Consider the following 17,295-nt stretch of genomic DNA (forward strand, 5'->3'; position numbering starts at 1 on the left):
CGTGTCAGTAGAGGAAGAACGGCGCGGTCGGGTTACTCGGCCGCACGCCGGCCGGCACCGGGGCGATGTCGCGCACCCGGCCGGGCTCGATCCGTTCGAACGGGCTGCTGCGGTAGGCGACCCCGTTCGCCTCGTACATATAGGCCCCGGTGGGGGCCCGCACGCCGCGGTTGCTCGGGTACGCGGTCAGGTGGTTGACCTTGGCACCGAGGTCGGTCCTCAACGGCGTCTCCAGGGCGCCGTCGACGCTGATCTCGTAGATCGCCGGCTGGCCGACCGACCCCGCAACCACCAGCTGATCTTCCCTGCCCCAGTCGACCGCCGTGGGGTTGGTCAGCGAGGTGACCAGCTCTCGGGGCGGGCTGATGGAGACCCCGGCGCCGTCGAGGTTGACCGCGGCGACGTAGAGACGGCCGCCGGCGATCAGCGCGACCCGCTGGCCGTCCAACGCGGCGGCCACCGCCGTGACCTCGGCGGAGGGCAGATTGAGCGGCACCGGGAACATCCGGGCCGCCTCGTCGAACCGGTAGAGCTGCCCGTCGGCCACCACCAGGCCACGGCCGGGGCGGGAGTCGACCGTACGCAGCCAGACCGGCCGGCTGATCGAGGAGTATTCGGTGCCGCTGCGGCTGAGCACGGAGACCGGGTCGACGCCCGTGCCCACGGCGAGTCGGTACCGGTTCTTGCTGGTGCCGGTGACCACCATCGCGGCGAGGATCCGCCGGTCCTTGGCCAGCCCGAGGCTTGCCGAGACGACGTTGTGGTTGGCCTCGGGCGCCAACGGCACCGTGCCGCTGGGCTCGCCTTCGAAGTCGAGTGGGTGGATCACGCCGTCGTACACGCCGTACCGCTGTGGGCTGGCGACATACGGGTAGAGCGTCTGGGAGCCCCGTCGCTCGGCCAGATCCACCACGGGTTGCGCGTTGTTGCGGATCTTCAACTCCAGTTGGCCGGGCAGGTCCCCCAAGGACCAGGCGATCTGAGTGATCACCTGGTCGATCCGGGTCTGGTCGTCACCGGACATGTCCAGGTTGACCTCCCACCGACCGTTGCCGCCGGTGGCGTTGTTGATCAGCTCGGTGCGGTCCGGCAGCCCGACGACTGCCGGGCGCAGCCAGTCGGAAGGACCGCCGACCAGCCACTTCACCACCTCGTTGACCCGCCGCTCGACCGGCACCGCCTGCGGCCGGTAGCGCTGGTCGGGCACGAGGCGGGTGCGGTCCGAACTCCAGAAGTAGATCGTCTCGTCCTGGTAATACTGGCGAAGGGCGGTGTCGCTGAGCAGCAGCACGTTTGGCGGGTTGATGACGTAGAGGCCGGCCCGATCATCATTGACGCCGCCGGTGAACGACGCGCTGCGCACGCCGAACTCGTACTCCGTCTCGGTCGCCACCGGCGGGGCCAGGGTGCCGTTGGCTCGCAGCACACCGATCTGCTGCACGGCGATCTTCACGGTCGTGGTCGAGTCGCTGTTGAGGGTGTAGACCGCCTCGCGCAGCCGGATCACGTTCAGCGCGACCTCGCTGCCCTTCTTGTCCTGTAGGCGGATCTTGTCCTCCGGGGCGACGAACGCCTTGACCCGCTCGTACGCCCGATCCGGCTCGCCGGCGGCGGCGGACAGGAAGTTACGGACGAACGTCTCGTTGACGCTCCCGCTGGCCGTCCGCGTCGGTGGCTCACTGCCCCGGCTGATCACACCGGCCTCGGTCGCGGCACCGCCCTTACCGTCCACCCGCACGTCGGATGCCGCCGGGATGCCACAGCCGGCGCCCAGCAGCACCAGCACACCAAAGGCCCCGAGGAGCAGAGTCGGCCGTCTCACGAGCGCACCTCCGTCCGCTGCCCGTCCCCGGCCGGAGCCGGGCCGATCGCCAGTGCCCCGCCGGTGCCGGGCCCGATGGCCAGTGGGCCGCCGTCACGCGGGCCCCCGAACGGCAGCGCGGCGTCGGCCGGCACCAGCCGCAGCGGCGAGGTGGTCAGCCGGTCGCCCGCGCGGGCCGGCAGGGTGAGCCGGAACTGCGCGCCCTGCCCGGGAGCACCCCACGCCTCCAGCCAGCCGCCGTGCAGCCGCGCGTCCTCCAGGCTGATCGACAGGCCAAGCCCGGTGCCACCGGTCTGCCGAGCCCGGGACGGGTCCGCCCGCCAGAACCTGTTGAACACCAACTTCTCCTCGCCCACCTTCAGCCCCACCCCCCGGTCGCGGACGGTGATCGCCACGGCGGTCTCGTCGATGCCGAGGGTGATCAGCACCGGGCGGGCCTCACCGTGCTCGACAGCGTTGCCGACCAGGTTGCGCAACACCCGCTCGACCCGGCGCGGGTCGACCTCGGCGATCACCGGCGTGCCCGGCAGGTCGAGTTCGATGGGTACGCCCACCCGCTCGGCCAGGCCGGCCAGCCGGTCGACCACCCGGTGCACCACCGGCACCAGGTCGGTCGGCTCGGAATCCAGCATGGCGAAACCCGCGTCGAACCGACTGATCTCCAGCAGGTCGGTGAGCAGCTCCTCGAATCGGTCCAGTTCGGCTTGGAGCAGTTCGGCGCTGCGGGCGACCGCCGGGTCGAACTCGTCGCGCTCGGCGAAGATCAGGTCAGCGGCCATCCGAACCGTGGTCAGCGGGGTACGCAGCTCGTGGGAGACGTCCGAGGTGAAACGGCGCTGCAACCGGGACATCTCTTCCAGGCGCAGGATCTGCCGTTGCAGGTTGGTGGCCATCTGGTTGAACGACGCGGCGAGCAGGGCCAGGTCGTCCTCGCCGTTGACCACCATCCGCTGGTCGAGAAGGCCCGCGGAGAGCCGCTGGGCGGTCCGTGCGGCGACCCGGACCGGGTTGACCACCAGCCGGGTGACAAGCGCCGCGAGCAACCCGAGCAGGATCACCAGCGCCACCCCGGTGGCCACCACCGTGGCTCGGGCGTCGGCGGCGGTGACGTCCTGCCGGCCCAGCGGCACCAGGTAGTAGAGCTCGATCTGGCCGAAGCGGGTGGGCACCGGCGAGCCGTAGACCAGGTATTTGGTGGTCTCACCGGTGAGTCGCCCGGTGCGGATCTGGCTGGCCACCTTGCCGTCGGCGATCGCGGCCCGCAGCTCGGGGCTGATCAGCGGCTGGACGTTCGCGGACGGGGAGGTGCGCGTCTGGATGTCGGTGGGATAGTCGTCGGCGAGGATCGCCACCACCACCCCGCTGGTCTGCTGGGGGTCGCCACCGGCCAGGTAGTTGACCGTGCCGTCGATGGTCTCCTGGAGCTGCGCCTCCTGCGGCTGCCCGTAGAAGGACACCTGCTTGGCCGCGTAGCTGGCACCGCTGGTCACCCGCTGTCGGACGTCGCTGCGCGCGCTGTCGAGCAGGATCGTGGTGATCTTGTCAGCGATCAGGAACGCGAACCCGCCGACCAGCAGGCTGGACGCGACGAGCGTGATGGTCACGACCCGAACCTGGAGCGAGCGGCGCCAGGTCTGGTGTGCCCGACCCACCACCCGGGCGACCCGACCGCTCACCGCACGCCAGAACTCCCCGCCGGCGCTGGGCCGGCGGGTGACCGTACTCGGGGAGGGTGGGGGCGGCGAGGTCGACACAGTGCGACCAGGCTATCCGGTCCCCGCCTTGTAGCCCACGCCCCGCACGGTGAGGATGATTTCCGGTCGCTCCGGGTCCGGCTCGATCTTGGCCCGCAACCGCTGGACGTGCACGTTGACCAGACGGGTGTCGGCCGCGTGCCGGTAGCCCCAGACCTGTTCGAGGAGCACCTCGCGGGTGAAGACCTGACGTGGCTTGCGGGCGAGGGCGACCAGCAGGTCGAACTCCAGCGGAGTCAGCTTCACCTCCTCGTCGTTGCGGCTCACGGTGTGCGCGGGCACGTCGATGGTGATCTGGTTGTCGGGCGGCCCGATGGTGAGCATCTCGGGGGCCACGTCCTCACCTCGGCGCAGTCGGGCCCGCATCCGGGCCACCAGCTCCTTGGGCTTGAACGGCTTGACCACGTAGTCGTCGGCACCGGACTCCAGGCCGAGCACGACGTCCACGGTGTCGCTCTTGGCGGTCAGCATGACGATGGGCACGCCGGACTCCGCCCGGATCGACCGGGCCACGTCGATGCCGCTCATGCCGGGGAGCATCAGGTCAAGCAGCACGATATCGGGACGACTGTCGCGAAAAGCGGCCAACGCCCGCTCGCCGTCCGCCACAAACGAGGGCAGGAAACCCTCACTGCGCAGCACGATGCCGAGCATCTCGGCGAGCGCGGGGTCGTCGTCGACCACCAGTACGCGGGCTCTCATGGGATTAATATTGCATCCTCATTCGGTTCGGTGGGACCGGCGTCCGCCGGTAACGCTTGACGCCGCCGACAAACTGACAGTCCGCGGCCCGTGGCGGCGGCGCCACGTGCTGCGGTGCCCGGCGCACGGATGGGCATGGGCCAGGCTGCCACCATGATCCCTCTTCGGCACCGCCGGGCGCCACCGCAGGCCGGGCCGATCCGGCTGTCGTCATGCGGACGACGGTCAGCCGAACAGCCCACGCCCCCAGTGATCCCCGCCGTCGCGTACCCCGGGCGGGCAGGCGAACACCCCGCTGGAGACGTGTCGCAGGTATTCGTTCATCACGTCGTGCCGGGCCAACTGGGTCTGGATCGGCACGAACTGGCGGCGTGGATCGCGCTGGTAGGCGATGAAGAAGAGGCCCGCGTCGAGCCGGCCGAGGCCGTCCGAGCCGTCGACGAAGTTGTAACCCCGGCGCAGCAGCTGGGCACCGCCGTTCCGGCTCGGGTGGGCCAGCGCGACATGGGCGTGCTCGGCGATCACCGGCTTCCCGTCCGCGCCGCGCGCGGCGAGGTCGGGCTCGTCGAACTCGTCGCTCCGACCGAGTGGCGCGCCACTGCCCTTGGCCCGGCCGACGATCTCCTCCTGCTCGGCGAGGGAGGTCCGGTCCCAGGTCTCCACCAGCATCCGGATCTTGCGGGTGACCAGGTACGAGCCTCCGGCCATCCAGTCCGGCCCGTCGCCCGGCTGCACCCACAACTGCTCGCGCAGCAGGTCGGTGTCCTCGGCCTTGAGGTTGGCCGTGCCGTCCTTGAACCCGAAGAGGTTGCGCGCGGTGGCCTGCTCTCGCGAGGTCGACGAGGTGCGACCGAAGCCGAGCTGCGACCAGCGGACGCTCACCACGCCCATGCCGAGCCGGGCCAGGTTGCGGATCGCGTGCACCGCCACCTGCGGGTCGTTGGCGCAGGCCTGGACGCAGAGGTCACCGCCGGAGAGCTGCGGCTGCAACGCGTCGCCGGGGAACTTCGGCAACTCGGCGAGGGCGGCGGGCCGCCGGTCGGCCAGGCCGAAGCGATCCCGCCCGTCGGCGTCGCGGAACAGCGTCGGCCCGAAGCCGATGGTGAGGGTGAGCTGCGAGGGAGGCAGGCCGAGGGCTTCGCCGGTGTCGTCCGGTGGGGCCTCCGGCATCCCGCCGACCGCGCCCAGCACCCCGGCGTCACGCCCCGCGGTCATCCGGGCGGCGGCGGCCGTCCACTCCTCGAGCAGTTCGGCCAGCCGCGCCCGGTCCTTGGTGATCACGTCGAAGGCCACGAAGTGCAGCCGGTCCTGCGCCGGGGTGACGATGCCGGCCTGGTGCTCACCGTGGAACGGGACCGCCCCGGCCGGATGGTCGCTCGCCGCGGCCGGGCCATGGGAGCCGTTCAGCAGCGCCCCCGCGCCGGCCGCCACTCCGGCGACCCCGGCCACCCCGGCACCGGCCAGGGTTATCGCCCGGCGCCGGGTCAACCTGCTCCCACTCATCGATTCGACTCTTTCTGCCATTCGGTCATTTCGCGACGGCCGCGGCGACCTTGCTGATCGGCTCGGCGAGCGCGTTGATCCCGTCGGAGAGCTCCTTGAGCTCGGCCTTGCTCAGCGCGGTGTGCAGCTTCCACCCGTCGCCGTCGCGGTGCTTGCCGAGCAGCCCCTCGACGTTTGTGAACTCGCTGTCCAACTGCGTGACCAGCTCCGGCGAGCGCTGCTGCAACGCGGGGCGCAGGGCGGACACGGCGGCCTTGGAACCTTCGAGGTTGGCGGCGAAGTCCCACAGGTCGGTGTGCGAGTAGCGGTCCTCCTCGCCGGTGATCTTGCCGCTGGCGACCTCGTCGAGCAGTTCCTTGGCGCCGTTGGCGAGCTGCAACGGGGAGAGCTTCTCGGCGTTCGCCTTGGCCACGATCTCCTTGACGTCGGCCAGCAGGCGGTCGGCGATCGGGCCGTCCTTGCTGATGTCACCGGACTGCCAGAGGTCCTTCTCGATCCGGTGGAAGCCGGTGAACTCCATCCCCTCCTCGATGACCTCATCGCGGCCGTCGATCTTGGGGTCGAGGTCACCGAAGATCTCGGCAACCGGCTCGATCCGCTCCCAGTAGGTGCGCGCGACCGGGTAGAGCGCCTTGGACTTCGCCACATCGCCGGCCTTGACCGCGCCGACGAACTCCTCGGTCTTGTCCAGCAGCGCGGCGGTCTGGCTCTTGATGTAGCGCTGGTAGTTGGCGGTCGCGTCACCCAGCGCGGCGTCCGCGGTGAGCGGCTGCGCCGACCCGCTGACCTTGAGCGCACCCCGGATGCCCTTGCCGCTCATCCCCGGCTTGCAGGCCGTCTGGTACGTGCCGGCCGGCAACTCCACGTGCAGCTCGCGGCTCAGCCCGGGGGCGATGTTCTCCACCTCGCCCATCACCCGGTCGCCGTCGGCGTACACGTAGAACTCGGTCACCTTCGCGCCCGAATTGGTGATCTTGAAGGTGGCGGTGCCGGCGCCCAGGTCGGTCGAACCGACCTCACAGGCGGTGTCGCTGGCCTTGACCACGATCGGTCCGCCGGACGCGCCCGAGTCACTCTTGTCGGAGTCGGAGCAGGCGGCCAGACCGGCCGTCGCCAGCACGCCGGCGGCGGCCAGCGCGAAGAACTGGGTGGTACGCATCTGGGCTGTCTCTCCTCGTGGGTCAGGCACGCTGCGGCGTGGACGCCGCCTCGGCCTCGGCGCCGGTGTCGGCCCCGCGCTCGGTGACGGTGGTGGTGGTCGCGGTGGCTGCCGACCTACGCCGGGCCGGTCGCAGGAAGAGCAGAAGAACCGGTACGGCGTACGCGACCCAGGCGATCGTCTCCAGCACGGTGGGCGCGGGAGTCACGTTGAACATGCCGGCGAGCAGGGCCGCGTACCAGGTGCTCGGGTCGAGCGCGCTGCTGATGTCGAAGGCCAGGTCGTTCAGGCCGGGCAGGACGCCGGCCTCCTGGAAGTCGTGCACGCCGTACTTGAGGATGCCGGCGGCGACCAGGATCAGCAGCGCGCCGGTCCAGGTGAAGAACTTGCTGAGGTTGATTCGCAGGGCGCTGGCGTAGAGCAGCACGCCGAGGACCACGGCGGTGACGATGCCGCCGATCAGCGCGAGCAGCGGGCCGCTGTCGCCGGCCGCGCCCTGGGCGGCCGAGTAGAAGATCAGCGCGGTCTCCAGGCCCTCGCGGATCACCGCGAGGAAGGCCATTCCGGCGACCGCGAGGGACCCGACGGCCAGCGCCTCGGTGAGTTTGCCCCGCAGCTCGCCGGCGATGGTCCGGGCCGCCCGGCGCATCCAGAAAATCATCCAGGTGACGAAGACCACGGCGGCGACCGAGGTGATCGCCTCGAACAACTCTCGATCCTCGGAACGGGCCAGCAGCGAGGTCGACGTGTACTCGATCAGCCAGCCGAAGAGCACCGAGAGCGCCACGGCCAGGCCGACGCCCGCCCAGACCTGCGGCAGTCGGTCCCTGCGCTGCGACTTCACCAGGAAGGCGACCAGGATGCTGACCACCAAGGTGGCTTCCAGCCCTTCCCGCAGGCCGATCAGATAGGTGGCGAACATCCGGGCTCCGAGTAGGTTAGGCACGCCTTGGTTAGCTTAGGGCAGGCATACCTTCCTCCCTGTTCAGGGCACTCGTCAAGTCGTTCACGACAACCTCACTGGGCCGGTGCCGAGCACCGACGACCGCCTCGCCAACCGGCCGGCCTCCAGTCGGCTGTGGAAGGATCCCCGCCGTGAGGGGATTCCTGCCGTGGTTGACGGTGCTGGCCGTGGTGCTGCTGCTCAGCGCGCTACGCCTACGCGCGCTGGCCACCGTCGTGTCGGTCGGTTGGTTGGTCTGGTGCGTCTGGACGTGGTTCCGGCCCACCCGGCGCGGCTCCCAGTCGGGCTGAGCCCGCGGCGGAGACGCCGAACCCGCCGGGCCGGCGGAGACGACGAACCGGGCCGGCTGCGAACAGCCGACCCGGTCCGGAGATGTCGATCAGTAGCGGTAGTGATCCGGCTTGAACGGGCCCTCCGTGGAGACGCCGAGGTAGGCGGCCTGCTCGTTGGTCAGCGTGCTCAGCTTGGCGCCGAGCGCGCCGAGGTGCAGCCGGGCCACCTTCTCGTCCAGGTGCTTGGGCAGCACGTAGACGCCGATCGGGTACTCCTCGGTCTTGGTGAAGAGCTCGATCTGGGCGATCGTCTGGTTGGCGAACGAGTTCGACATGACGAAGCTCGGGTGCCCGGTCGCGTTGCCCAGGTTCAGCAGGCGGCCCTCGGAGAGCACGATGATCGCGTGCCCGTCGGCGAAGCGCCACAGGTCGACCTGCGGCTTGATGTTGACCCGCTCGACGTCGGAACGCTTGGCCAGCCCGGCCATGTCGATCTCGTTGTCGAAGTGGCCGATGTTGCCGACGATGGCCTGGTGCTTCATCCGGGCCATGTGCTCGTTGGTGATGACGTCGAAGCAGCCGGTGGCGGTGATGAAGATGTCGGCCTGCTCGACCACGTCGTCCAGGGTGGCGACCTGGTAACCGTCCATCGCGGCCTGCAACGCGCAGATCGGGTCCACCTCGGTCACCACGACCCGGGCGCCCTGGCCACGCAGCGACTCGGCGCAGCCCTTGCCCACGTCGCCGTAGCCCATGACGACCGCCATCTTGCCGCCGATCAGCACGTCGGTGGCCCGGTTGATGCCGTCGATGAGCGAGTGCCGGCAGCCGTACTTGTTGTCGAACTTGCTCTTGGTCACCGAGTCGTTGACGTTGATGGCCGGGAAGAGCAGGGTGCCCGCCCGGTGCATCTCGTAGAGCCGGTGCACACCTGTGGTGGTCTCCTCGGTCACGCCCTTGATGCCGGCGGAGATCCGGGTCCAGCGCTGGCCGTCCTCGCCGAGGGAACGGTGCAGCAGCTCCAGGATGACCGCGTACTCCTCGGAGTCGGCGGACTCGACCGGCGGAACCGCGCCGGCCCGCTCAAACTCGGTGCCCTTGTGTACGAGCAGGGTGGCGTCGCCGCCGTCGTCGAGGATCATGTTCGGGCCGGTATCGCCAGCCGAGTCCGCAGGCCAGGTCAGAGCCTTTTCGGTGCACCACCAGTATTCCGGCAGGGTCTCGCCCTTCCAGGCGTAGACCGGAACCCCGGCGGGGGCCTCGGGGGTGCCGTCCGGGCCGACGACGACCGCAGCGGCGGCGTGGTCCTGGGTGGAGAAGATGTTGCAGGAGGCCCAGCGCACCTGCGCGCCGAGCGCGGCCAGCGTCTCGATCAGGACGGCGGTCTGGATGGTCATGTGCAGCGAGCCGGTGATCCGCGCGCCGGCGAGCGGCTGCGCCTCGGCGAACTCCCGACGGATCGCCATCAGGCCGGGCATCTCGTGCTCGGCGAGCTGGATCTCTTTACGCCCGAATTCGGCGAGCGACAGATCCGCCACCTTGAAGTCGGCGTCGGCGAGCGGGCTCGGCCGGGCCTCGGACGGCGTGCCGTTGGCGGCTGCCGGGAGGGTGCTGGTCATGAAAGCTCCTGTCGAACGATGTCTGCGCCGATCCTCCACCTTACGCGCGTTGGCGACGGGCAGCAGGCACGGTCCGCGGACAGCGCACGGGGCGGCCGGTAGTGGGCGGACCTTCCCGCCCACGTCCCGCCCGCCCCGCGCATCCCCCCGGTTTGGTTCCCCCGCACGTTCTCGGACCGTCGTCGCGATAACGCTGCGTACTCATAGAGTCACACTCAGGCAGGACGACGTCAAGCTATTCCGGGAAAGTCGGACTTGTGTCGTTCGCTTGCGCGGAGATCAGCCCAGCCCGGGCGTCGCCACGAACGCCACACCGGCGCCCTCGATCCGCAGCGGCGCTCCGGACGCCGTGCCGATCGCCGCCTCACCGGAGGCCAGTGTCAACGCGGCGCCGTCGTCCACTGTGATCACGCCACCAGCGCAGAGCACCACCCGTGGGCCGGGCAGCGGCAGCGACACCGAGGACACCGCCCCATCGACCCGCACCCGGTGCAGTGCGAAATCGTCCACCGGCACCGGCCACCAGTCCACGCCCGGGCCCACCGGCTGCGCGTCCCGCACCGGATCCTCGAGCACCTCGAAACGCAGCACCCGCAGCAACTCGTCGACGTCCACCCGCTTCGGAGTCAGGCCGCCGCGCAGCACGTTGTCGCTGGCCGCCATGATCTCCACTCCGCAGCCGCTGAGGTAGGCGTGCAGGTTGCCCGCGGGCATCCAGATCGCCTCCCCCGCCTCCAGCCGCACGTGGTGCAGCAGCAGCGCCACCAGCGCTCCCGGGTCCCCCGGGTACGCCTTGCCCAGCCGGCGGACCAGTTCCGCGTCCGGGCCGTCGGCCGGTGACGCCAGCACGGAGGCCAGCAGGTCGTGACGCTGCGCGACCGGCCAGCCGAGCAGCGTCCGCATCGCCGTCCGCAGCCCCGCCGGCCCGGCCCGCAACGCGGCCACCACAGGCGTCAACGCCGGTACGCCGAACGCGGCGAGCGCCTCGGCCGACTCCACCGGATCCCGGAACCCGCACAGCGCCTCGAACGGGGTGAGCGCGACCAACAACTCCGGCTTGTGGTGCGGGTCGGAGTAGGTGCGCTGCCCGTCGGGGCGACCCGCCTCCGCCGCGTAGCCGGCCCGCGCCTGCTCGGCGTCCGGATGCGCCTGCAGGCTCAGCGGAGCGTCGGCCGCGAGCACCTTGAGCAGGAACGGCAGCCGATCACCGAACCGCTCGGACACCCGCTGGCCGAGCCAGTGTCCTGGTTCGTTCCGCACCAGCTCACAGAGGCTCACCCGCAGACCGGCGCGATCCACGTGGGCCGAGGCGGCCGGATGGGCCCCCAACCACAGCTCTGCCTCGGGACCCGCGCTGGGCACCGAGCGCCCCTGGAGGAGGGCGATTGCCGACCGGGATCCCCAGGCGTAGTCGCGGATCGGTCCGTACAGTGGCTCCACCCGTCAGCCCCCGGGCCGCCCGGCCGCCTCGCCCGACGCGTCCTGCGGCTGCGGCACGGCGGTGTCGGCGGCGGCACCGGTGCCGGCCTCGGCGGCGGCGACGCTGTAGACGTCCGGCTCCAGATAGATCACCCGGGCGATCGGCACCGCGGCGCGGATCCGCGACTCGACGGCGTTGATGCCACGGGCCAGGTCGTGGGCGCTCTCCCACTCCGGGACGGCGATCTTCGCGGCCACCATCAGCTCTTCCGGGCCCAGGTAGAGCGTCTTCATGTGGATGATCCGCTCCACCTCGGGGCCGTCCGTGACGGCCCGCTCGATGGTGGCCAGGTCGGACGGCTCGGCGCCCTCACCGAGCAGCAGGCTCTTCGTCTCGATGGCCAGCACGACGGCGATGACGACCAGCAGGATGCCGATCATCGCCGTGCCGGCGGCGTCCCATTCGCCGTCGCCGGTGATCAGCGTCATGGTGACGCCGAACAGGGCGAACACCAGACCGACAAGCGCGCCGAAGTCCTCCAGGAGCACCACCGGCAGCTCCGGCGCCTTGGCCCGACGGATGAAGCGCACCCAGGACTGCTTGCCCCGGATGTGGTTGGACTCCTTGATGGCGGTCCGGAAGGAGAACGACTCCATGATGATCGCCGCCACCAGCACGACCAGCGGCAACCACTGCCAGGACTCGATGCCGTGCGGGTCGTGCCACTTGTGGTACGCCTCGTAGAGCGCGAACAGGCCACCGATGCTGAACAGCACGATGGACACGATGAACGCGTAGATGTAGCGCTCCCGGCCGTACCCGAACGGGTGTTCCGGGGTGGCCGCGCGCTTCGCCCGCTTGCCGCCGAGCAGCAGGAGGCCCTGGTTGCCGGAGTCGGCGACCGAGTGGACCGCCTCGGCCAGCATCGACGACGAGCCGGAGAGCAGGAACGCAATGAACTTGGTGACGGCGATGCCGATGTTGGCCAGCAGGGCGGCGACAATCGCCTTCGTCCCACCGTTGGCGCTCATGCCACCGCTCCGCTTCGTCGCACGAAGCCGCCCGGTCCGCGCATGGCGCGCCGCCCCCTACGTTCGTTCACTGGTTCGACAGCTCCTTCATCTCGGTGATGGCCGGGACGGCCATCGGGTCAAGCCCATGTGCCAGAGCAAGGTAGATCGAGGCGAAATCGGGGACGGCGATCAGCGACGCCAGCCGCTCCAGGGCGGAACCACCCTCGGCGGTCACCACGTCACACCGCACGCCACGGCGCTCCGCGAGGGTCTGCACCGCGTCCGCGCGGCGCTCCTCGACGGCGAGTGGCTCGTCGGTGTCGTCCTCGGCGTTGAGGCCGCCGTCGCGCAGCAGCACCAGCCGCAGCCGGGTGCCCTCGCCGTCGTCGTCCTCGGCCGGGTCGGCGAAGATGTCCCGCTCCCCCTCGGCCAGACCGCCGAAGACGCCGTCGAGCAGCCCGACGCGACCCCGACCGGCCTCACCCAGCGCCCCGGTGACCACCGGGTAGCGGGCGTTGGCCGACAGCGTGTCGCCGAACCGGCGGGCCGCCACCGTGGCCAGCGGGGACGAACCCCAGACGATCGGGATCGAGCCGGCCAGACCCAGTGCCAGTGACTTCGCCGGGTTGACGAAGGACTCGGCGGCGGACCGGCAGCGGTCGGCGTCCGCGTCGAGCCGGGCCGCGGTCTCCGCCAGGTCCGCCTCGTTGACCTTCACCAGCCCGAGGGAACGGGCGGCGAGCAGGACCGGCACGGTGAGCGCCCAGAGGCTGGCCCGGGCCGGAGCACGCCGGGGCACCGGGATGAACGGCGCCCGGGCCTGCTCGGCGATCGACTGCAACTGGGAGTCCGGGGCGCCCACGGCGACGAGTCGGGCACCACGCCGGTGGGCCGCCTCGGCGGCGCCGAGGGCCTCCGGGCTGCGTCCGGACGCGCTCACCGCGATCACCACGTCGGCCGCGCCCACCCAACCGGGCACGCCGGCGCTGCGGTGCCCGATGATCGGGACCGGGCAGCGCGGCCCGGCGACAGTGGCCAGCACGTCCCCGGTACGCCCCGCCGTGCCGATGCCGGCGATCACGACAGCTCGGGGCCGCCCGTCGTCGGCGAGCACCGCCAGGTTCGCCTCGGCCGCCAGCGCGGCGCTCTCCCGAACCTGCGCACCGGCCGACGCCGTGTGCCGGAGCATGCCTCCCGGGTCGGCCTCGGCCAACGCCTGCGGGTTGTCGAGCAGGGCCTCGTCGGCGTCACGACGTCCGCTTACCCCGGCCGTACCGTCGATCATGAGGACTGCCCGGGGCCGCCGCGCGCCTCGTCGAGCAGCAGCACCGGCACGTCGTCGCGGACCTCGAAGATCCGGCCGCACTCCGTGCAGGTCAACGTCTGCGCCTCGGCGTCATAGGTGAGCGGGGCGTGGTGCGTGTCCGGACAGGCGAGGATCTCGAGCAACTGCGGATCCAGGGCCATGGTGCGGCTCCTTCCACGTGTGCGGCTTGACCGACGGCGGTGCCGACCGGCGCAGGCGATCTTATCGGCGAACGCGGTCGAGCACGTCGTCCCGGAGCGAGACCATCCGATCCCGGGTGGGCGCCTCGACGTTGAGCCGCAGCAGCGGCTCCGTGTTGGAGGCGCGCAGGTTGAACCAGGCGCCGTCGGGGAAACGCAGGGTGAGCCCGTCCATCTCGTCGGCGACCGCGTCGGGGTACGCGGCGCGCACCTCGGCCACCGCGCCAGCCTGGTCGGCCACCGTCGAGTTGATCTCGCCCGAGGCGATGTAACGCTCGTACTCACCGGCGAACACGGACAGCGGCAGCGACTGCTCCCCCAGCGCGGCCAACGTGTGCATCGCCGCGAGCATCCCGGTGTCGGCGAACCAGAAGTCCCGGAAGTAGTAGTGCGCGGAGTGCTCGCCGCCGAACACGGCGTTGGTGCGGGCCATCTCCGCCTTGATGAAGGAGTGCCCGACACGGGCGACGACCGGCTGCCCACCGTGCTCCCGGATGATCTCCGCGACCGCGCTGGAGGTGATCAGGCCGTGGATCACCGTGGAGCCCGGGTGCTTGGCCAGCTCACGGGCCGCGACGAGAGCGGTGATCGCCGACGGCGAGACCGGCTCGCCGCGCTCGTCCACCACGAAGCACCGGTCGGCGTCACCGTCGAAGGCCAACCCGATGTCGGCCCCGTGCTCGACCACCGCGCGCTGGAGGTCGACCAGGTTCGCCGGGTCGAGTGGGTTGGCCTCGTGGTTGGGGAAGCTACCGTCCAACTCGAAGTAGAGCGGCACGATCTCCAGCGGCAGCGGCGACAGGGCCGCGTCGCCCAGCACTGTCGGAACGGTGAAGCCACCCATGCCGTTGCCGGCATCGACGACCACCTTCAACGGTCGGATGCCCGAGAGGTCGACAAGCTTGCGCAGGTAGCCGGCGTAGTCGGGAAGCAGGTCGCGCCGCTCGGCGGGCCGGGTCGGCGCACCGGCGGGACGAGCGTCGCCCGAGTCCAGGAGGGCCTGGGCCCGCTCCCGGATCTCGGCCAGACCGCTCTCCTGACCGATCGGACGGGCGCCGGAGCGGCACATCTTGATGCCGTTGTACTGCGCGGGGTTGTGGCTGGCCGTGAACATGGCACCGGGCAGGTCGAGCGAGCCGGACGCGTAGTACAGCAGGTCGGTGGAGGCCAGGCCGATCTCGATCACCGAGCGCCCTTCGGCGCGTACGCCGGCGGCGAAGGCGGCGGCCAGACCGGGCGAGGTGGCCCGCATGTCGTACCCGACGACGACCGCGTCGCCCGGCTCGTCGGTCGAGTTGAGCAGCTGGGTGAAGGCGGCTCCCAGCGCCTCGGCGGCCCGTTCGTCCCACTGGTCCGGCACCGTCCCGCGGACGTCGTACGCCTTCACGATCTGGGACAGATCAGACACGTGTTCCACTCCTCGGCCGCAGGTTAGACACCGATCCTGAGCCTAACGGAGGGGCCGGGTCGTACTCCGCTCAGCCGGGGAGCCGGGGAATGAACACGGTGTGGCCGCCGTCGGTGGGCGGGTCACCTGGTGACGGGCGACCGTCCGGCCGGCCCGGCATCGGCTGCGTCGCCTCCGGCGCCGGAGCGGGAATGTCCGGTCGGGCGCCGTAGACCCCGCCGGTGGCGGGACGCGGGGACGGAACCGCACCCCAACCGGCGGCCGGCGGCTGCTGGCCGTACACCTGACCGGGGCGACCAGGCGCGGCCGGCAACCCACCCCCGGCGCGGTAGGTGGTGCCGCCGGGGTTGCCCGGCAGGGTGCCGGGCCCGTCGTCGGACGGCTTCCGGTCCTGCCGCGAGCGACGGAACAGCAGCACGATGAGCAGCAGTCCGACCGCCACCAGCACAATGCCGAAGTACATCACCGGTGATCCTCCTCCGGACGATTCGGCGGCCGTCGCCGTGGTGCTCGGCCCGGCGGGCACACCGCCCAGCGCCGCCGGGTTCACCGCCTCGTCGACGGTCGCGGCCTCGGTCGGGCTCGGGGTGGGCGTCGGCTTCTTCGACCGCGACGGAGTCGGCGACGGAGTCACCCGCGCACCGGTCAACCGCGCCGCGTCGGTGGCCTGCCCCAGCCTCTGACCGGCGGCGCTGAGGCCCGCACCGGTGACCACGAGACGGCCGCCGGGCGTGCCCTCCGCGAACGCCACCCGGTAGCGCACCGTCATGCCTTTGCCCTTGCACAGCGTCGGCTTCGACGGTGACGTCTGCGCGGTCGACACGGCGCCGCCGCCGCCGTTGACGGCCACCGGGAACCAGCGCCCGCCGGCGTTGACCTCGACCTTCACCTGGTTCGGCTGGAGACCCTGCAGGCTGAAGCCCAGCGCGGTACGCAGCAGGACGCACCCGTCGGTGCGCTTCCGCACCGCGACGTTCACCCCCTGCGCGGAACCACCGGCGGCGAAGCTGCTGGCCGCACCCACCCGGACCGAGTCCTCGTCGGCCAGCGCCGGTGACGCACCGAGCATCACCAGGCCGCCCACCAGACCGCAGACCGCCGCGAGCCGTGCCACGCGTCGACGCACTGTCATGATCACCTCGCCGTTCTCCCCGGGTGGGGTCCGCTGGTCAGGCTACTACCGGCCCACCCACCCCATCGGTCATAGAGCGCCCCGGATGTGTGCGGCGTTACGGTTTGAGCCCCGACCCGGCGACCCGCCGCCGACCGGACTGACCAGCAGATCAGCCGCCCGACTCGGCCGATCCGTCGGCCCGCTCCGCCGATCGGCCAACCTGCTCCGCCAACCGGCCGGCCCGCTCCGCCTCGGCCAGGGCGTCGCGGCAGAGTCGGTCGGCGGTGCGGGTCGTCTCCGGCAGGCGGTAGCGCGGAGTCAACGCGAGCACCTGCACGGTCGCGTTCTCCAGGCTCATCCGATGGCCGACACTGACGAAGACCGGCTTCACCCCGTCGCGGGTCCGCAGCACCCGACCCACCACGTCACCACCGTCGCGCAACGGCGACCAGGAACCCCGCTCGGCGGACGGCGGATCCCACGCCCCGACCAGCGGCGTCTTCCCCACCCCGATCGCGGGCAACCCGGTGACCACCCCGAGATGGCACGCGAGCCCGAACCGGCGCGGATGAGCCAGCCCGTGCCCGTCGCAGACCAGCAGGTCCGGAATGGTGGTCAGGCGGTCGAGCGCGCCGAGCAACGCGGGCAACTCACGGAAGGCGAACAACCCCGGCACATAGTCGAACGCGGGTCGCCCCACACCGACCGCGGAATCCACCACCGCCAGGGTCCGGGCATCAAGGACCGTCACGGCCGCCGCCAGCAGGTCACCACCCTCGGCGTACGCGACATCCAGGCCGGCCACCGTCGCTGGCGCGCTCGGCCCCGGCCCGACCAGATCCACCAGCGGCCGCAACTCCTCCTGTACGGCCACCGCCTCAGCAACATTCCCCGGCGCGCCCGCCGGCGTGCCCGGCGTGCCCGGCGTGCCGGGCGTGCCGGGCGTGCCGGGCGTGCCCGCGGTGCCCGCGGTGCCCGCGGTGCCCGCGGTGCCCGCGGTGCCCGCGGTGCCCGCGGTGCCCGCGGTGCCCGCGGTGCC

General features: G+C 71.4%; 15 protein-coding genes. 1 reads left to right on the forward strand and 14 read right to left on the reverse strand.

Annotation, left to right across the window (positions count from 1 at the left end):
• Positions 1-4 precede the first annotated feature (4 nt).
• From ACLQ3B_RS19105 to efeU, 6 genes are all read right to left on the reverse strand, one after another.
• The gene (locus tag ACLQ3B_RS19105) at positions 5-1,822 is read right to left on the reverse strand and encodes an LpqB family beta-propeller domain-containing protein (protein WP_425782073.1); all 1,818 of its coding nucleotides are present in this window, start codon (positions 1,820-1,822) and stop codon (positions 5-7) included.
• Positions 1,819-3,576, reverse strand: a complete 1,758-nt coding sequence (gene mtrB, locus ACLQ3B_RS19110; RefSeq protein ID WP_425782074.1) for an MtrAB system histidine kinase MtrB — start codon at positions 3,574-3,576, stop codon at positions 1,819-1,821. The genes ACLQ3B_RS19105 and mtrB overlap by 4 nt, the downstream gene beginning before the upstream one ends.
• Positions 3,577-3,588: 12 nt before the next feature.
• Complete coding sequence (mtrA, locus tag ACLQ3B_RS19115; RefSeq protein WP_030331519.1) at positions 3,589-4,278, reverse strand: MtrAB system response regulator MtrA; 690 nt, start codon at positions 4,276-4,278, stop codon at positions 3,589-3,591.
• A 225-nt stretch (positions 4,279-4,503) separates the two neighbouring features.
• Positions 4,504-5,781: an iron uptake transporter deferrochelatase/peroxidase subunit gene (gene efeB / locus ACLQ3B_RS19120; protein WP_425782075.1), complete on the reverse strand. Its 1,278-nt coding sequence runs from the start codon at positions 5,779-5,781 to the stop codon at positions 4,504-4,506.
• A gap of 25 nt (positions 5,782-5,806) precedes the next feature.
• Complete coding sequence (efeO, locus tag ACLQ3B_RS19125; protein ID WP_425782076.1) at positions 5,807-6,940, reverse strand: iron uptake system protein EfeO; 1,134 nt, start codon at positions 6,938-6,940, stop codon at positions 5,807-5,809.
• Between the two features lie 22 nt (positions 6,941-6,962).
• Complete coding sequence (gene efeU, locus ACLQ3B_RS19130) at positions 6,963-7,886, reverse strand: iron uptake transporter permease EfeU (protein WP_425782077.1); 924 nt, start codon at positions 7,884-7,886, stop codon at positions 6,963-6,965.
• A gap of 149 nt (positions 7,887-8,035) precedes the next feature.
• On the opposite strand from efeU, the gene ACLQ3B_RS19135 reads away from it, so the two are divergent.
• Complete coding sequence (locus tag ACLQ3B_RS19135; protein ID WP_425782078.1) at positions 8,036-8,194, forward strand: hypothetical protein; 159 nt, start codon at positions 8,036-8,038, stop codon at positions 8,192-8,194.
• Between the two features lie 89 nt (positions 8,195-8,283).
• Here ACLQ3B_RS19135 and ahcY read toward each other — a convergent pair whose 3' ends face one another.
• The 8 genes from ahcY to ACLQ3B_RS19175 all read right to left on the reverse strand — a co-directional run bounded on the left by ahcY (position 8,284) and on the right by ACLQ3B_RS19175 (position 17,130).
• Positions 8,284-9,795, reverse strand: a complete 1,512-nt coding sequence (gene ahcY, locus ACLQ3B_RS19140) for an adenosylhomocysteinase (RefSeq protein ID WP_425782079.1) — start codon at positions 9,793-9,795, stop codon at positions 8,284-8,286.
• Positions 9,796-10,074: 279 nt separating this feature from the next.
• On the reverse strand, positions 10,075-11,235 hold the full coding sequence (manA, locus tag ACLQ3B_RS19145) for a mannose-6-phosphate isomerase, class I (protein ID WP_425782080.1): 1,161 nt from the start codon (positions 11,233-11,235) through the stop codon (positions 10,075-10,077).
• A gap of 3 nt (positions 11,236-11,238) precedes the next feature.
• Positions 11,239-12,246, reverse strand: coding sequence for a cation diffusion facilitator family transporter (locus tag ACLQ3B_RS19150; protein WP_425782081.1), 1,008 nt, complete (start codon positions 12,244-12,246; stop codon positions 11,239-11,241).
• 67 nt (positions 12,247-12,313) lie between these two features.
• Complete coding sequence (locus tag ACLQ3B_RS19155; RefSeq protein WP_425782082.1) at positions 12,314-13,513, reverse strand: SIS domain-containing protein; 1,200 nt, start codon at positions 13,511-13,513, stop codon at positions 12,314-12,316.
• The gene (locus ACLQ3B_RS19160; RefSeq protein ID WP_091394023.1) at positions 13,510-13,695 is read right to left on the reverse strand and encodes a Trm112 family protein; all 186 of its coding nucleotides are present in this window, start codon (positions 13,693-13,695) and stop codon (positions 13,510-13,512) included. The genes ACLQ3B_RS19155 and ACLQ3B_RS19160 overlap by 4 nt, the downstream gene beginning before the upstream one ends.
• A 61-nt stretch (positions 13,696-13,756) precedes the next feature.
• Entirely contained in the window at positions 13,757-15,142 is a 1,386-nt protein-coding gene (locus tag ACLQ3B_RS19165; protein WP_238677739.1) for a phosphomannomutase/phosphoglucomutase, read from the reverse strand.
• 70 nt (positions 15,143-15,212) lie between these two features.
• Entirely contained in the window at positions 15,213-16,274 is a 1,062-nt protein-coding gene (locus tag ACLQ3B_RS19170) for a hypothetical protein (RefSeq protein ID WP_425782083.1), read from the reverse strand.
• Positions 16,275-16,425: 151 nt separating this feature from the next.
• The gene (locus tag ACLQ3B_RS19175) at positions 16,426-17,130 is read right to left on the reverse strand and encodes an endonuclease V (RefSeq protein ID WP_425782144.1); all 705 of its coding nucleotides are present in this window, start codon (positions 17,128-17,130) and stop codon (positions 16,426-16,428) included.
• Positions 17,131-17,295 lie beyond the last annotated feature (165 nt).

Source organism: Micromonospora sp. DT53 (genome assembly GCF_049841535.1).
Lineage (GTDB): Bacteria > Actinomycetota > Actinomycetes > Mycobacteriales > Micromonosporaceae > Micromonospora.

Excerpts from the sequence above, each read along its gene's own strand:
- mtrA (WP_030331519.1), bottom strand. The coding sequence starts at position 4,278 with ATGAGAGCCCGCGTACTGGTGGTCGACGACGACCCCGCGCTCGCCGAG.
- efeB (WP_425782075.1), bottom strand. The coding sequence starts at position 5,781 with ATGAGTGGGAGCAGGTTGACCCGGCGCCGGGCGATAACCCTGGCCGGT.
- efeO (WP_425782076.1), bottom strand. The coding sequence starts at position 6,940 with ATGCGTACCACCCAGTTCTTCGCGCTGGCCGCCGCCGGCGTGCTGGCG.
- ahcY (WP_425782079.1), bottom strand. The coding sequence starts at position 9,795 with ATGACCAGCACCCTCCCGGCAGCCGCCAACGGCACGCCGTCCGAGGCC.
- ACLQ3B_RS19150 (WP_425782081.1), bottom strand. The coding sequence starts at position 12,246 with ATGAGCGCCAACGGTGGGACGAAGGCGATTGTCGCCGCCCTGCTGGCC.
- ACLQ3B_RS19155 (WP_425782082.1), bottom strand. The coding sequence starts at position 13,513 with ATGATCGACGGTACGGCCGGGGTAAGCGGACGTCGTGACGCCGACGAG.
- ACLQ3B_RS19160 (WP_091394023.1), bottom strand. The coding sequence starts at position 13,695 with ATGGCCCTGGATCCGCAGTTGCTCGAGATCCTCGCCTGTCCGGACACG.
- ACLQ3B_RS19170 (WP_425782083.1), bottom strand. The coding sequence starts at position 16,274 with ATGACAGTGCGTCGACGCGTGGCACGGCTCGCGGCGGTCTGCGGTCTG.